Origin of the sequence: Flavobacterium chungnamense, assembly GCF_039539165.1 — a bacterium.
Classification (GTDB): Bacteria; Bacteroidota; Bacteroidia; order Flavobacteriales; family Flavobacteriaceae; genus Flavobacterium; species Flavobacterium chungnamense.
The window spans coordinates 43332-57096 of record NZ_BAABCS010000017.1 but is presented as its reverse complement, the minus strand read 5'-3'; the positions used below and the strand labels follow the sequence as shown (position 1 = coordinate 57096).

Annotated in this window: 13 protein-coding genes; 3 read left to right on the top strand and 10 right to left on the bottom strand. The window is 31.4% G+C overall.

The window, feature by feature from the left end:
- Positions 1–95: 95 nt before the first annotated feature.
- Together uvrB and rlmF are read right to left on the bottom strand one after the other, a co-directional pair.
- Positions 96–2084, bottom strand: a complete 1989-nt coding sequence (gene uvrB / locus ABD771_RS09260) for an excinuclease ABC subunit UvrB (protein ID WP_345093832.1) — start codon at positions 2082–2084, stop codon at positions 96–98.
- 43 nt (positions 2085–2127) lie between these two features.
- On the bottom strand, positions 2128–3081 hold the full coding sequence (gene rlmF / locus ABD771_RS09255; protein ID WP_345093830.1) for a 23S rRNA (adenine(1618)-N(6))-methyltransferase RlmF: 954 nt from the start codon (positions 3079–3081) through the stop codon (positions 2128–2130).
- A 72-nt stretch (positions 3082–3153) separates the two neighbouring features.
- Here rlmF and ABD771_RS09250 point away from each other — a divergent pair, with 72 nt between their 5' ends.
- The gene (locus ABD771_RS09250; protein WP_345093828.1) at positions 3154–4011 is read left to right on the top strand and encodes an alpha/beta fold hydrolase; all 858 of its coding nucleotides are present in this window, start codon (positions 3154–3156) and stop codon (positions 4009–4011) included.
- A 3-nt stretch (positions 4012–4014) separates the two neighbouring features.
- Here ABD771_RS09250 and ABD771_RS09245 read toward each other — a convergent pair whose 3' ends face one another.
- The 4 genes from ABD771_RS09245 to ABD771_RS09230 form a co-directional block, all read right to left on the bottom strand.
- Positions 4015–4677: a thiamine diphosphokinase gene (locus ABD771_RS09245; protein WP_345093826.1), complete on the bottom strand. Its 663-nt coding sequence runs from the start codon at positions 4675–4677 to the stop codon at positions 4015–4017.
- A gap of 36 nt (positions 4678–4713) precedes the next feature.
- Positions 4714–5082 (bottom strand): four helix bundle protein, encoded by a 369-nt coding sequence (locus tag ABD771_RS09240; protein ID WP_345093824.1) that lies wholly within the window; start codon positions 5080–5082, stop codon positions 4714–4716.
- 81 nt (positions 5083–5163) lie between these two features.
- Entirely contained in the window at positions 5164–5976 is an 813-nt protein-coding gene (locus ABD771_RS09235) for a DUF4249 family protein (RefSeq protein WP_345093821.1), read from the bottom strand.
- Positions 5977–5980: 4 nt separating this feature from the next.
- A complete protein-coding gene (locus tag ABD771_RS09230; RefSeq protein ID WP_345093819.1) occupies positions 5981–8353 on the bottom strand; it encodes a TonB-dependent receptor in 2373 nt (790 codons plus the stop codon).
- Positions 8354–8480: 127 nt separating this feature from the next.
- On the opposite strand from ABD771_RS09230, the gene ABD771_RS09225 reads away from it, so the two are divergent.
- Positions 8481–9197 carry a hypothetical protein gene (locus ABD771_RS09225; protein ID WP_345093817.1) on the top strand — a complete coding sequence of 239 codons (717 nt, stop codon included), beginning with the start codon at positions 8481–8483 and terminating at the stop codon, positions 9195–9197.
- 45 nt (positions 9198–9242) lie between these two features.
- Here ABD771_RS09225 and ABD771_RS09220 read toward each other — a convergent pair whose 3' ends face one another.
- The 4 genes from ABD771_RS09220 to ABD771_RS09205 form a co-directional block, all read right to left on the bottom strand.
- Positions 9243–10466 carry an NADP-dependent isocitrate dehydrogenase gene (locus tag ABD771_RS09220; RefSeq protein WP_345093815.1) on the bottom strand — a complete coding sequence of 408 codons (1224 nt, stop codon included), beginning with the start codon at positions 10464–10466 and terminating at the stop codon, positions 9243–9245.
- A gap of 220 nt (positions 10467–10686) precedes the next feature.
- Positions 10687–11037 (bottom strand): 50S ribosomal protein L19, encoded by a 351-nt coding sequence (gene rplS / locus ABD771_RS09215; protein WP_345093813.1) that lies wholly within the window; start codon positions 11035–11037, stop codon positions 10687–10689.
- Between the two features lie 130 nt (positions 11038–11167).
- Positions 11168–11845 (bottom strand): tRNA (guanosine(37)-N1)-methyltransferase TrmD, encoded by a 678-nt coding sequence (gene trmD / locus ABD771_RS09210; RefSeq protein WP_345093811.1) that lies wholly within the window; start codon positions 11843–11845, stop codon positions 11168–11170.
- A gap of 16 nt (positions 11846–11861) precedes the next feature.
- Entirely contained in the window at positions 11862–12662 is an 801-nt protein-coding gene (locus tag ABD771_RS09205) for a class I SAM-dependent methyltransferase (RefSeq protein ID WP_345093809.1), read from the bottom strand.
- Between the two features lie 87 nt (positions 12663–12749).
- On the opposite strand from ABD771_RS09205, the gene ABD771_RS09200 reads away from it, so the two are divergent.
- Positions 12750–13682 (top strand): peptidylprolyl isomerase, encoded by a 933-nt coding sequence (locus ABD771_RS09200; RefSeq protein ID WP_345093807.1) that lies wholly within the window; start codon positions 12750–12752, stop codon positions 13680–13682.
- Positions 13683–13765 lie beyond the last annotated feature (83 nt).

The window sequence follows — 13765 nt, the reverse complement described above, 5'->3', positions numbered from 1 at the left end:
AAAAAAGTACTAGTGTATCTTTTAATAATACTCCATTGGTTTCTGTCCCTTTGCAGCATGATATTTTGGTTGTTAAAGTAGTTGTTTGTACTAATTTATATTTTTTCTTGCAAGGCTTTAATTTCATCTCGATATTTAGCAGCTTGCATAAAGTCTAATTCTTTGGCTGCTTTTTCCATAGCTTTTTTTGCTTCACGGATTTTCTTTTCAATTTCGGGTTTTGATAAGTACAAACTTTCAGGTTCGGCAGCTTTTAAAACTTGGTTTTCATAATATTGTGTTGAAACCGAATTTCCTGCTAAAGCACTTCCCAAACTTTTATTTAAAGCTTTTGGTTCTAAACCGTGTTTGGTATTATAATTCATTTGTTTTTCACGACGGTAGTTCGTTTCGTCAATGGTTTTTTGCATCGATGCCGTGATTTTATCGCCATACATAATAGCCTTTCCGTTAACGTTTCGAGCCGCACGACCAACAGTTTGTGTAAGTGAGCGATGACTTCTTAAAAATCCTTCTTTGTCGGCATCCAAAATAGCAACTAATGAAACTTCGGGTAAATCTAGACCTTCACGAAGTAAGTTTACACCAATTAAGACATCAAACAAACCTTTACGTAAATCTTGCATGATTTCCACACGTTCTAGTGTATCAACATCGGAGTGAATGTAACGGCAACGAATGGCAACTTTCGTCAAATATTTGGTCAATTCTTCAGCCATTCTTTTGGTTAAAGTGGTAACTAAAACGCGTTCATCTACTTCACAACGCTGCTGAATTTCCTCAATTAAATCGTCAATTTGGTTCAAACTCGGACGTACTTCTATAATTGGATCTAATAAACCTGTAGGACGAATAACTTGTTCTACATAAATTCCTTCTGATTTTTGCAATTCATAATCGGCTGGAGTTGCTGAAACATAAATGACTTGGTTTTGCATGGATTCAAATTCCTCAAACTTCAACGGACGATTGTCCATGGCCGCAGGAAGACGGAAACCATATTCAACCAAATTCTCTTTTCGACTTCTATCGCCACCATACATAGCATGTACTTGCGAAATCGTTACGTGGCTTTCATCAACAACCATCAAGAAATCGTCTGGAAAATAATCCAACAAACAGAAAGGTCGTGTTCCAGGTAAACGTCGGTCTAAATAGCGAGAATAGTTTTCAATTCCGGAGCAATACCCTAGTTCTCGAATCATTTCTAAATCGAAATTGGTGCGTTCTTCCAATCGTTTTGCTTCTAAATGTTTGCCAATTTCTTTGAAATAATCGACTTGTTTTACCAAATCTTGTTGGATATCCCAAATGGCCGCTTGTAGAACATCAGGTGAAGTCACAAACATATTTGCTGGATAGATATTTAGTTTTTCGTATTTTTCTAAAACTTGTGAACTTCTGGCATCAAAGGCTTCAATTTCTTCAATTTCATCGCCAAAAAAGTGAATTCTAAAAGGTTCGTCGCCATAACTTGGGAAGATTTCGACAGTATCGCCTTTAATTCTGAAATTTCCTGGAGTGAATTCGGCTTCGGTTCTTGAATATAAACTTTGAACTAATTTGTGTAATAATTTGGTTCGAGAAATCACTTGATTTTTTTGAACAGAAACCACATTTTTCTGAAATTCTACTGGATTTCCAATTCCATAAAGGCAAGAAACAGAAGAAATTACAATAATATCACGGCGTCCAGAAAGTAGGGCAGAAGTAGTGCTTAAACGAAGTTTTTCTAATTCTTCATTGATGGATAAATCTTTTTCAATATAAGTTCCAGTTACAGGAATAAATGCTTCTGGCTGGTAATAATCGTAGTAAGAAACGAAGTATTGTACCGAATTATTTGGAAAAAACTGCTTAAATTCTGAATATAATTGTGCCGCTAATGTTTTGTTGTGCGCCAAAACCAATGTAGGTTTTTCTACATTTTGAATTACATTGGCAACGGTAAATGTCTTTCCCGAACCTGTAACTCCTAATAGCGTTTGGTATTTTTCGCCATTGAGAATTCCATTTGAAAGTTTTTCAATGGCTTGTGGCTGGTCGCCTGTAGGTTCGTAGGAAGAGATTACTTGGAATTTCATTTTTGGCAAAATTTCAGAAGAGCAAAGTTACAAAGTTTGATAGTTATTCAGCAGAAAACTTCCATTCTTTCTGTTGTTTTTCGCTCAAGAAAGTCCAAGCTACAAAACGACTTATTTTTTGTCCTTGAGCCATTTCTACCGTTTTAATTTCAACTGCTCCAACTTTGTTTAAAGTTTTGTAAATGCTTCGTAAATTATCTTTTTTGGAAACTAAAGAAGTGAACCAAAAAACTTGCAAAGGATATTTTACACTTTCATAAATCATTTGAGTTATGAAACCAATTTCGCCACCAGTGCACCAAAGTTCTGCGTTTTGACCACCAAAATTTAGAACTGGCTTAGTTGATTTAGTATCTTCCAAATTATTTACTTTTCGTAAAGAAACTTTAGTTGCTTCCTCTTGCGATGAATGAAATGGCGGATTGCAAATTGTAAAAGCAAATTTATCTTCTGGAAGGATAATATTTTTAAAAATAAATCTTGGTTCCACTTGCAATTGTAAACTGATGGCTTCAATCAAATGTGGATTTTTTCCAATGATTTTTTTGCAATTTTGAAGTGCATTTTCATCGATATCAGTTCCTACAAAACTCCATTGGTATTCATGATTTCCTATTATTGGATAAATACAATTGGCTCCAATGCCAACATCTAAACCAATTACATTTTCACCTTCAGGAATGATTTTGTTATTTGAATCTGCTAATAAATCAGCTAAATAGTGGATATAATCAGCTCTTCCTGGAATTGGCGGACACAAATAATTTTTAGGAATTTCCCAATATTCAATTCCGTAATTTGAAATTAATATAGCTTTGTTTAATGCTTTTACCGCTTCAGGATTTGCAAAATCTATAGTCTCAATATCGTGTTCATTGACGAAAATATAATTTTTTAAAATAGGATAATTGTAAATTAATTTTTCAAAATCGTATCTAAATCTATGTTGATTTCTTGGATGTAATGTAGTTTTTTCTGTGATTGTTTTGTTCTTCATTTTGTCATTTCTCTATATCAAATATAGGAAAAAATACCTTACTTTTATAAGATAATAAAATAAAAAATAGTCATGAAGGAAATCAAATTTAGAAAGCGTTATATTCTCTACATTGTTATGATTTCCTATTTGATTATTTGTCAATCTTGTATGAAAATGCGAATGAGTAGTAAAAAAACGAAAGTCTTTTTTACAACTTCAAAAATTGAATTTACTGATTCTATTATAAAGTTAGATGAGCATAACGTTCATTATATTCAAACAGGTCAAAAAGATTTTCCTACTTTATTTTTTATTCATGGTTCGCCTGGAAGTTGGGATGCCTATAAAGAATATTTGAAAGATATGTTGCTGTTGAAAAAGTATAGAATGATTGCTATTGATAGGCCAGGATTTGGGTTTAGTGATTTTGGAACTGCAGAAAATCTACAAGTTCAATCGAAAATTATATTTGATTTTATTGAAAAAGTTGCTAATAATAAACCAATTATTCTTGTTGGTCATTCGATGGGCGGACCAGTTATAACAAAATTAGCTGAAAATAATCCAAAAAAATTCCAACAATTAGTTATTATTTCGGGTTCAATCGATCCAAAAGCTGAAAATCCGGAAGTTTGGCGGTCTTTTATCATGAAAAAGCCACTAAGATATTTGATACCAGGAGCTTTGCGACCTTCAAACGATGAATTATGTTGGTTAAAAGAAGATTTAAAAACAATGAAATCTAATTTGAAGAATATAGTTTCTAATGTTGTGATTATTCATGGAACAAAAGATAGATTAGTTCCTTATTCTAATATGAAATTTATGCAAGATGAATTTATAAATTCCAAGAAAGTAGATACATTATCAATTAAAAATGCCGACCATTTTATACCTTGGACGCATTACAATATTATTCGAGATGCGTTGTTGGGAATTAAACTTTAGTATTTAATCAAAACATTCCATCAATAGTAAATCGCCATCAGAATGTTCGATTTTTACAATTCCATCTTCTGTTACATGGTTGCTGCTTCCTGTTCTGTATCCAATGGTAAGCTCTTCATTAGTTAAAGGATAGAATAAATTTTGTGTTGTAATTCCCCTTACTTTTCCGATTGGAATTAATGAAATCGGAGTATTTTTAGTATACCATTTTTCAAATTTATTAGGTAATAAAAACACTTTAGAATGGTCGTCAAGAATTACAATTTTTAATTTGTTTCTATAACCAACAATATTCGTGATATTTGTAATAGTATGATCGGCACGTTTTCCTGTTGCCCATACCACATTTACTGCTTTGTGACCTTTTTCAATTAAATAATCAAATGCTTTTTCTAAATCGGTTTTGTCTTGATTTGGAGTGTGAACAATTTCTAGCGGAAACTGTTTCTCTTTATAAATTTCTGGATTAAAATCATCGTCAAAATCTCCTAAAAGCACATCAATTTTTATGTCCAATTGTAAAACTCTGTCAATGGCGTTATCTAAAACTACAACTATTGGCGACCATTCTAATAATTGTCCTAAGAGTTCAAAACTACACGATGCTCCATTTGCAATAATTAATGCAGGTTCTTGATCGTCGCGAACTATATGATGTGATGACATTTCTGAAGTACAAATTACGAAGTTAGAAGTACGAAGTTATTTTATAGAATTATTTCTTGTTGTTTTAATTGACGCTATTGTAATAGCTAATAATTCTCCTGATTCTTTTAATAATAGATGAAATTCGTTATTTAATTTTAGGTTTTCAATTTTGGATATTTCATAAAGTAGATCAAGAAAAAAATTACTTTCATCAACTTCTTCTTCAACTATTTTCAATTTATTAATAAAATCTGCTTTAGATTTAGCTCTTTGCGATGCTCTATAATTTGCTCCTACCGAACTTGAACATCTAATGAGTTGATTTACATAAGCATTGTATTCTCTTGTTTTAGGCAGCTTTGTACATAATAACATACAATCAATTGCAAATTTTCTTGTTCTTTGTTTTAAATCATTTGTCATTTTGGCGTGTATTTGTTTTCAAAAATAAACTTTTTTTTCAAAATATTTTACTTCTAACTTTGTACTTCTAACTTCGTACTTCTATTGAACAGTATAATTTAATGTGTCAATTTCTGATAAATGAAAATAACCTAATGGATAATTGTCTTGGTTGCTTTGGTTTATGATGTTTCCTCTCAATGTTGCTGGTGGAGTTGCAAATGGACTTCCTCCTGCACTTCCAGCAATGTTTAATAATTTGTTCATGTAGTTGAAATAGCGAATTGAAATTCCTTTCAAGCTAAAACTTAGAACATCACCAGATTTTAAATCACTATCAGTGTAAAATCCGAACATTTGATTTCCTTGAAAGAACTCATCTTTAATAACTCCAAATTCAGGTAATAATTTTTCCGAGTTTTTTACTCCAATTAAATAGTTATTATCTTCTAATCCATTGTCTTGATAGAAAAATTTTACTTGAATTTCATCTCCTCCAAAACCTTGTACTGTAGTTTGTTGTGTGCTATCAATGGTTGGTGTTGCTAACAATTTTTCGGTTGAAGTATAGGTTTGTCCTGAATATTGAATGGTTAAAGTATAGTTTTCATTAATAACAGGAACAAAATTTGAACAAACATACTCGCCAGTATTTGGAATTTCTAAGAAATTGAAAACAGTGTCAGAACTATTTTTAACGAAAACAACTGCTCCAGAAACAACAGGTATTGTATTGCTATAATAATCTGTTGTAAGAGTAAGTTTTATTTTTTGATCGTTTCCGATAGTTCCTTTTTGCCATAAAATATTGGCATCAATAACCAATTTTGGATTGGCAGTATCTAAATCTATATTGACTTTGTCTTCGCAACTTGCAAAAAATAGTAAAGTTAAAATGTAAATTATATTTTTCATTTTGTTAGAATTTAAAGTTGTAAGAAACTGCAGGAACAATTCCGAAAATAGATAATTTTATGGCTTCATTTTGTCCTGAATCTTGATTCTGTCTAAAACTTATTGAAGCAGCATTTTTTCTTGCATATAGATTATAAACGCTAAAAACCCATTCGCCTTTCCAACGTTTATTGTCACTTCTTTTAGGAGTTAATGTTGCAGAAATATCTAAGTGATGATATAAAGGTAAATTGTTTTCATTACGTAAACCATAGCTTGGAACAGTAATTCCTTGATAAGTATATTGTCCGTTTGGATACGTTACAGGTTGACCAGTTTGAAGTACAAAGTTGGTACCAAAATTCCATTTTTTATTTAATTTATAGGAACTTGTAATTGCCACATTATGGGTTTTATCGTAAGCAGAACGGTACCAATTTCCATTATTGATTCCTGTTTCATTTGCAGTTCTTCCTGGAGTTTTTTGTTCGGAACGTGAAAGTGTATAAGAAATCCAACCGTTAAATTTACCAGTATTTTTCTTGAACATTACTTCTAGACCATAAGAACGCATTTCACCATTAAGGATGACTTGTTCGATGGCTTCATTTGCAATTAAATCGGCACCATCGATGTAATCCATTCTGTTTTTTACTTTTTTGAAAAAACTTTCTACTTCGAGAGAATAAGCATCTTCTTTAAAATTCGCAAAATATCCAACAGCTATTTGATCAGCTATTTGTGGTTTGATGAAATTATCACTAGGTGTCCAAACATCCAATGGAGTAGGTGAAGCGGTATTAGTAACTAATTGTAAATACTGAACCATTCGGTTATAACTAGCTTTAACTGATTTGTTTTCATCCAATTCGTAAGCAACAGAAAAACGTGGTTCTAAATTATTAAAATCCGCAATTACCTTATTTTTACCATAAAACTCTGTTCCAATTGGAGTTGCTTTTTCATAGATTTTTAAATCATTATCAAAAGTTACTGCTTGATTGTTAGCATAAATATTTTGAGTAGAATTTCCTAAACGATAGAATAAACTATATCTTAATCCGTATTCAATATTGATATTGTCTGTTAGCTTTTGTTCGGCTCCAACATAAAAAGCTGGTTCGAAAGCGAACTTCTTTTCCAATTGTCTAAAGTTAATTCCAGAATCACTTCTAGATGGTTCAATAGTTCCTGGGTTGAAATCATAATAAATACCATTGGCACCAAAATTCATTTTAATTTTATCAGATAAATAATATTTGAAATCATATTTAATGTTATAATTTTTTATACCAGAATCCCAATTAAAGCCAACAAAATCTAAGTTAAGTCCATAATAATAATCGCTATAAATCAAAGACAAATTAGAAAATAATTGGTCTGAAAATAAATGGTTCCAACGCAAATTTAATGTTGAATTACCGTAGGTATTTGTAAAGCTTTGATTTAATGAGAAAACATCTCTACCAAAATATCCAGAAAGGTATAAGTTGTTGTTTTTGTTTAGTTTATAATTTAATTTGGTATTTAGATCATAAAAGTAAGCTGAATTTTCATTGTTAGATAGTTTCAGAAATAAGTGAGCATAAGAGCCACGACCAGCAACAATAAAAGAACCTTTGTTTTTTACAATTGGGCCTTCAGCAAGTAATCTACTCGATATTAAACCAATACCGCCATTCATATGAAAGCCTGTGCTGTTTCCGTCTTTTTGATAAATATCTAAAACGGATGATGCTCTTCCACCAAATCTTGATGGAACACCACCTTTATATAATTTTAAATCTTTAATTGCATCTGGATTAAAAACAGAGAAAAATCCAAATAGGTGTGAAGAATTATAGATAGTTGCTTCATCCAAAAGTACTAAATTTTGGTCAGCTCCACCACCTCTAACATTGAAACCCGATTGTCCTTCGCCAGCATTTGTTACGCCTGGAAGAAATAATATGGATTTAATAATATCTACTTCTCCCAATACAACTGGCATCTGTTTTATTGTAGTAATTGACATTTTGTTGACACTCATTTCAGGTTTTCTAGTATTTGTACCAACTTTTTCTTTTATAACGACTTCTTGTAACAATTCGCCACTTTCAATTAAACTGTAATTTTTTTTTATGTCTTGATTTAATGAAATTTTTTCTTCAATAGTTTCATAGCTTATGTAACTGATGCTTATTTCATAATCGCCTTTGGGAAGTGTAAGTGAATAAAAGCCATATTCATTGGTAATTGCTGATGATTTGGTTCCTTTTACAATAACGTTTACACCTATTAAAGTTTCATTATTTTTTTTATCTGAAATGGTCCCACTAATGGTAAATTTTTCTTGCGAAAAACTTGACATTGAGGTAAGAATAAACAGAAATATTGATAATAATCTATTGAAAGGCATAGTCTTTGATTTAGTTTTGCAAATTTGATAATTTATTAGGCTTGTTGTTGCGTAACGAATGTTAATGTATGGTTAATAATTAAAAAAGGGTATTTCTTTTTTGAATATATTTACACTTTAATTAGATATGGTAAGGATTGTTTTTTTTGTAGTATTTTTAATTTGTTTTTCATTTAGTTCTCATGCACAATTTGAGCAAACTAAAAGAAAGGTAAATATTAGTGCGATGCCAGACAAAGCTAAAAAGAAGAAAGCTATTTTACCAGAAACTCCTCCTACTACAGTTACACCAGAAATAAAATTTGAAAGTCAATATTTTAAAAAGGAGGATGACATATTATTGAGAAGTTTGCCTAAATTACCTAAAGTAGGTGAGGTAGAAACTCCAAAAACCTATGAAGTAAGAAGTGTTTCTGAAATTTACACTGAAAAAGTGCAGGCTAAAATGGCTCAAGAAGGAATTTCAAGAGAAATTTTAAATAGCGATATTTTTCTTGGAGAATATACAGTTTATACAAATGAAATTAAGATTTCTGCAAGAGATTATAGTGCCATTGATGGTGATTTAGTTAGAATTTGGTTAAATGGTGAAATAGTTACTAAAGTAATTGATTTAGAGTCTGGCTATCAAAGATATGATTATGTTTTGAAGGAAGGTTTAAATGTAATTCAAATTGAAGCACTCAATATAGGCTTGTCATTCCCAAATACTGGACAGTTTTCATTTGTTGATGGAAATGGTAAAATGATAACAGAACAGTTTTGGGGATTGAATGAAGGTTATCGCGCAACCATAAAAGTATATAAGAAAAAAGGTTTAGAAGAAGAGAAGGAGAATAAATAAAAAAGACGACCTATTGGTCGTCTTTTTTATTTCTAATTTAGAAAATTATGCTAATTTTTTATCTAAATTTTCTTTGATAGCTGCTAAGAAATTTTCTGTAGTTAAGTAATCTGCAGAAGTTAATCCCTCTGGTTTTACTAACATAGCTAAATCTTTAGTCATTTTACCACTTTCAACAGTTTCGACACAAACTTCTTCAAGCTTGTTGCAGAAATTAATTAACTCTTGGTTTCCGTCTAATTTACCTCTGTGTTCTAAACCTCTTGTCCAAGCAAAGATAGATGCAATTGGGTTTGTAGAAGTTGCTTTTCCTTGTTGGTGTTGACGATAATGACGAGTTACTGTTCCGTGTGCTGCTTCTGCTTCAACTGTTTTTCCATCTGGAGTTACTAATACAGAAGTCATTAATCCTAATGAACCAAATCCTTGTGCAACTGTATCCGATTGAACGTCTCCGTCATAGTTTTTGCAAGCCCAAACAAAACCACCATTCCATTTCATTGCAGAAGCAACCATGTCATCGATAAGTCTGTGCTCATAAGTCATTCCGTTAGCTTCAAAATCAACTTTGTAATGTTGTTGATACACTTCTTCAAAAATATCTTTGAATCTTCCATCGTAAGCTTTCAAAATTGTATTTTTTGTAGAAAGATATAAAGGCCATTTTTTAGTCAAAGCCATTTGAAAAGAAGAATGAGCAAATCCATAGATACTTTCATCGGTATTATACATAGACATTGCTACACCATCACCTTTAAAGTCATAAACTTTCCATTCTGTAGTTTCACCAGCTTCATTAGTGAAAGACATGGTCAATGTACCTTTTCCTTTTATAACTTTATCAGTCGCTTTATATTGATCTCCAAAAGCGTGACGACCAATAACAATTGGTTTAGTCCAACCTTGAACGTATCTTGGTACATTACTCATAATAATTGGTTCACGGAAAACAGTTCCACCAACGATATTACGGATGGTTCCGTTTGGAGATTTCCACATTTCAGAAAGATTGAATTCTTTTACGCGCTCTTCATCTGGAGTAATAGTAGCACATTTAATACCGACATTATATTTTTTAATTGCTTCAGCAGAGTCAATTGTAATTTGGTCTTTAGTTGCTTCTCTGCTTTCAATTCCTAAATCGTAGTATTTGATATCTAAATCTAGATATGGAAGGATTAGTTGTTCTTTAATGAAACTCCAAATAATTCGTGTCATTTCATCGCCATCCAATTCAACTACTGGATTGGCTACTTTAATTTTTGCCATAATGTATAATGTTTTGTTGTTTGTTTTTATAAAAATTCGCGGTAACAAATATAAGAATAAGTAGTTAATTTTATTATAGTTCAGCTACGAAATCGATTGATTTATGAATTTGATATTTTAAAGAACTTAAATTATGAATTTGATAATTTAGGGTTATTTTTTTTGCATAAAAAAAGCCTCGATATTATCGAAGCTTTTTTTATTGATAGAAAGTTTAGAATTATCTTCTTCTTTCTTTGATTTTTGCTTTTTTACCAGTAAGTTCTCTAAAGTAGTAGATACGAGCTCTTCTAACTTTACCTCTTTGGTTCAATTCAATTTTTTGTAAAGCAGGCATGTTAACTGGGAAGATACGTTCTACACCAACTGCACCAGACATTTTACGGATTGTAAAAGTTTCAGTGATACCAGCTCCTTTTCTTTGAATAACAACTCCTTTAAAAAACTGAGTTCTAGTTTTTTCACCCTCTTTAATTTCGTAGTAAACAGTGATAGTATCACCAGCTCCGAATGTAGGGAAATCTTTTTTTGTTGATAATTCGTTATTAACGAAATCTACTAAATTTGCCATTTTTAATGCTAATTATGGTTTAAAATCTGAGCAACATTCACGGTTTTCGCCAGAGGTTGGTCAAATGTGGGTGCAAAATTAATTATAAATTATGAATTATGAATTATAAATTGAAAAATATTTAAAAAAACTATTCTTCCAATAAATCAGGTCGTCTATTTTTTGTATGCTCAAACGCCATATCTTCTCTCCATTTGTCAATTTTAGCAAAGTGACCACTCGTTAATACTTCTGGAACTTTCCATCCTTTATAGTCAGCAGGTCTTGTATATATAGGTCCCGATAGAAGTCCGTCTTGAAAACTATCTGTTAGTGCCGAAGTTTCATCAGATAATACGCCTGGTATTAAACGAATTATAGCATCGCAGAAAACAATTGCTCCAATTTCGCCACCACTCAAAACATAATCACCAATTGAAATTTCTTTAGTAATAAAATGGTCTCTTACTCGTTGGTCAACTCCTTTGTAATGTCCGCATAAGATTATAATGTTTTCATACATTGATGCAGTGTTTGCCATCTTTTGATTTAAAGTTTCTCCATCAGGAGACATATATATGATTTCATCATAAGTTCTTTCGCTTTTCAAATGGGCTATACAAGCATCAATAGGTTGAATCATCATCACCATGCCTGCACCACCTCCAAATGGATAATCATCAACTGATTTCTGTTTATTAGTAGTGTAGTCTCTTAAATTATGAAAATTTACTTCTACTAATCCTTTATCAATAGCACGTTTCATAATTGATGCTTCAAATGGACTTCTAAGTAATTCAGGTAATAAAGTGATAATATCTATTCTCATTTGGCAAAGATAAATATTATTTTTTAGTTCCATGTATAGAATAAACCATTGGAATTTTATTTCCAAAATGTTTTATTCTAAATTTATTAGGTTCAAATTCTTCAGTTTCATTAAAGCAGTTGTATGGCGAATAATCATATTCATTGAAACAATTTATCTGTAAACCATTGTTTATTAATGAATTTAATAGTTCAGAAGTTGGATGATTCCAAGTCATTGTTTGTGTTGAAAGTTCAGCTTCTTTATCAGCATAAGTTCCAGATTCGTCTTCAATAATTGGCTCGACATTGAAATAGTTATAAAAAACTTCCTTAAAATCATTGTCAAACATCCAAACAATAGGATGAAAATCAGCCATTATAAATTTTCCATCATGTTTTAAAAAATGTGAGATAACTTTTGCCCATTTATCTAAATCAGGAAACCACCCAATAGTTCCATAACTTGTGAAAACAATATCGAATTTTTCATCAATAAACTTTGGAGCATCATAAATATCACAACATACAAATGTGGTATCTAAATTCAATTTTGATGCAAATTCTCGTGCTCTTTCAATAGCTTTATCAGACAAATCAACACCAGTTGCTTTTGCACCCTTTCTCGAAAATGTCATCGTATCTTGACCAAAATGACATTGTAAATGTAAAATACGTTTTCCTGTTATATCACCAAGTAATTCTAATTCAATTGAATTTAAAGTTGATTTTCCGTCTAAAAAACCTTGCATATCATAAAATTCAGACGCAATATGAACATCGGTTTTATTGTTCCAAGTTTGTTTATTTATGTTTATGTAATCCAATTTATTTTCCATTTCAAAATATTTTAAAATCAAATGTACTATTTAAATCGAAACAATTAAATTTTTGTAATTTTGCACTTCAAATAAAAATACAATAGAATGGAAAACGGAATATACGCTAAATTCAATACTTCTAAAGGTTCAATTTTAGTAAAACTTACACATGATTTAACACCAGGAACAGTTGGAAACTTTGTAGGATTGGCAGAAGGTCAATTAGAAAACACTGCAAAACCAATGGGAAAACCATATTACGACGGATTAAAATTTCACAGAGTAATTCCAGATTTTATGATTCAGGGTGGATGTCCACAGGGAATTGGTACTGGTGGGCCAGGTTATAGCTTTGAAGATGAATTTCATCCTTCATTAAAACATGATAAACCAGGCGTTTTGTCTATGGCAAATTCTGGTCCAGCTAGCAATGGTTCACAGTTTTTTATTACACATGTTCCAACAAATTGGTTAGATAACAAACATACTGTTTTCGGGCATGTTGTAGAAGGTCAAGATGTTGTAGACGCTATTGCTCAAGGTGATTTAATTGAAACGCTAGAAATTGTTAGAGTAGGTGAAGAGGCTGAAAAATGGAATGCAATTGAAGCTTTCAGAACATTTGAAGGTTCAAGATTGAGAAAATTAGAAGAAGCTAAAAAGCAAGCCGAAGAAGCAATGGAAAAGTTAGCGGCTGGTTTTGATAAAACTGAAAGTGGTTTGAGATACAAAATCATCCAAAAAGGAAATGGTAAAAAAGCAGAAGCAGGAAAAACGGTTTCTGTTCATTATACCGGACAATTAGAAAATGGTAAAACATTTGATTCCTCTTACCCAAGAAAAAAACCAATTGAGTTTAGACTTGGTCAAGGTCAGGTTATTGAAGGTTGGGATGAAGGAATTGCTTTGTTGCAAGTTGGAGATAAAGCTCGTTTTGTAATTCCATCTTATTTAGGATATGGTGCAAGTGGTGCTGGTGGTGTAATTCCTCCAAATGCAACTTTAGTTTTTGACGTTGAATTGATGGACGTTAAGTAAATATTGTAAATAAAATGTAAAAAAACAATCCCGATAGATATTCTGTTGGGATTTTTTTTATTTTTACTTTACAAAAATCAACA

Excerpts from the sequence above, each read along its gene's own strand:
- uvrB (WP_345093832.1), bottom strand. The coding sequence starts at position 2,084 with ATGAAATTCCAAGTAATCTCTTCCTACGAACCTACAGGCGACCAGCCA.
- rlmF (WP_345093830.1), bottom strand. The coding sequence starts at position 3,081 with ATGAAGAACAAAACAATCACAGAAAAAACTACATTACATCCAAGAAAT.
- ABD771_RS09250 (WP_345093828.1), top strand. The coding sequence starts at position 3,154 with ATGAAGGAAATCAAATTTAGAAAGCGTTATATTCTCTACATTGTTATG.
- ABD771_RS09245 (WP_345093826.1), bottom strand. The coding sequence starts at position 4,677 with ATGTCATCACATCATATAGTTCGCGACGATCAAGAACCTGCATTAATT.
- ABD771_RS09240 (WP_345093824.1), bottom strand. The coding sequence starts at position 5,082 with ATGACAAATGATTTAAAACAAAGAACAAGAAAATTTGCAATTGATTGT.
- ABD771_RS09235 (WP_345093821.1), bottom strand. The coding sequence starts at position 5,976 with ATGAAAAATATAATTTACATTTTAACTTTACTATTTTTTGCAAGTTGC.
- ABD771_RS09230 (WP_345093819.1), bottom strand. The coding sequence starts at position 8,353 with ATGCCTTTCAATAGATTATTATCAATATTTCTGTTTATTCTTACCTCA.
- ABD771_RS09225 (WP_345093817.1), top strand. The coding sequence starts at position 8,481 with ATGGTAAGGATTGTTTTTTTTGTAGTATTTTTAATTTGTTTTTCATTT.
- ABD771_RS09220 (WP_345093815.1), bottom strand. The coding sequence starts at position 10,466 with ATGGCAAAAATTAAAGTAGCCAATCCAGTAGTTGAATTGGATGGCGAT.
- rplS (WP_345093813.1), bottom strand. The coding sequence starts at position 11,037 with ATGGCAAATTTAGTAGATTTCGTTAATAACGAATTATCAACAAAAAAA.
- trmD (WP_345093811.1), bottom strand. The coding sequence starts at position 11,845 with ATGAGAATAGATATTATCACTTTATTACCTGAATTACTTAGAAGTCCA.
- ABD771_RS09205 (WP_345093809.1), bottom strand. The coding sequence starts at position 12,662 with ATGGAAAATAAATTGGATTACATAAACATAAATAAACAAACTTGGAAC.
- ABD771_RS09200 (WP_345093807.1), top strand. The coding sequence starts at position 12,750 with ATGGAAAACGGAATATACGCTAAATTCAATACTTCTAAAGGTTCAATT.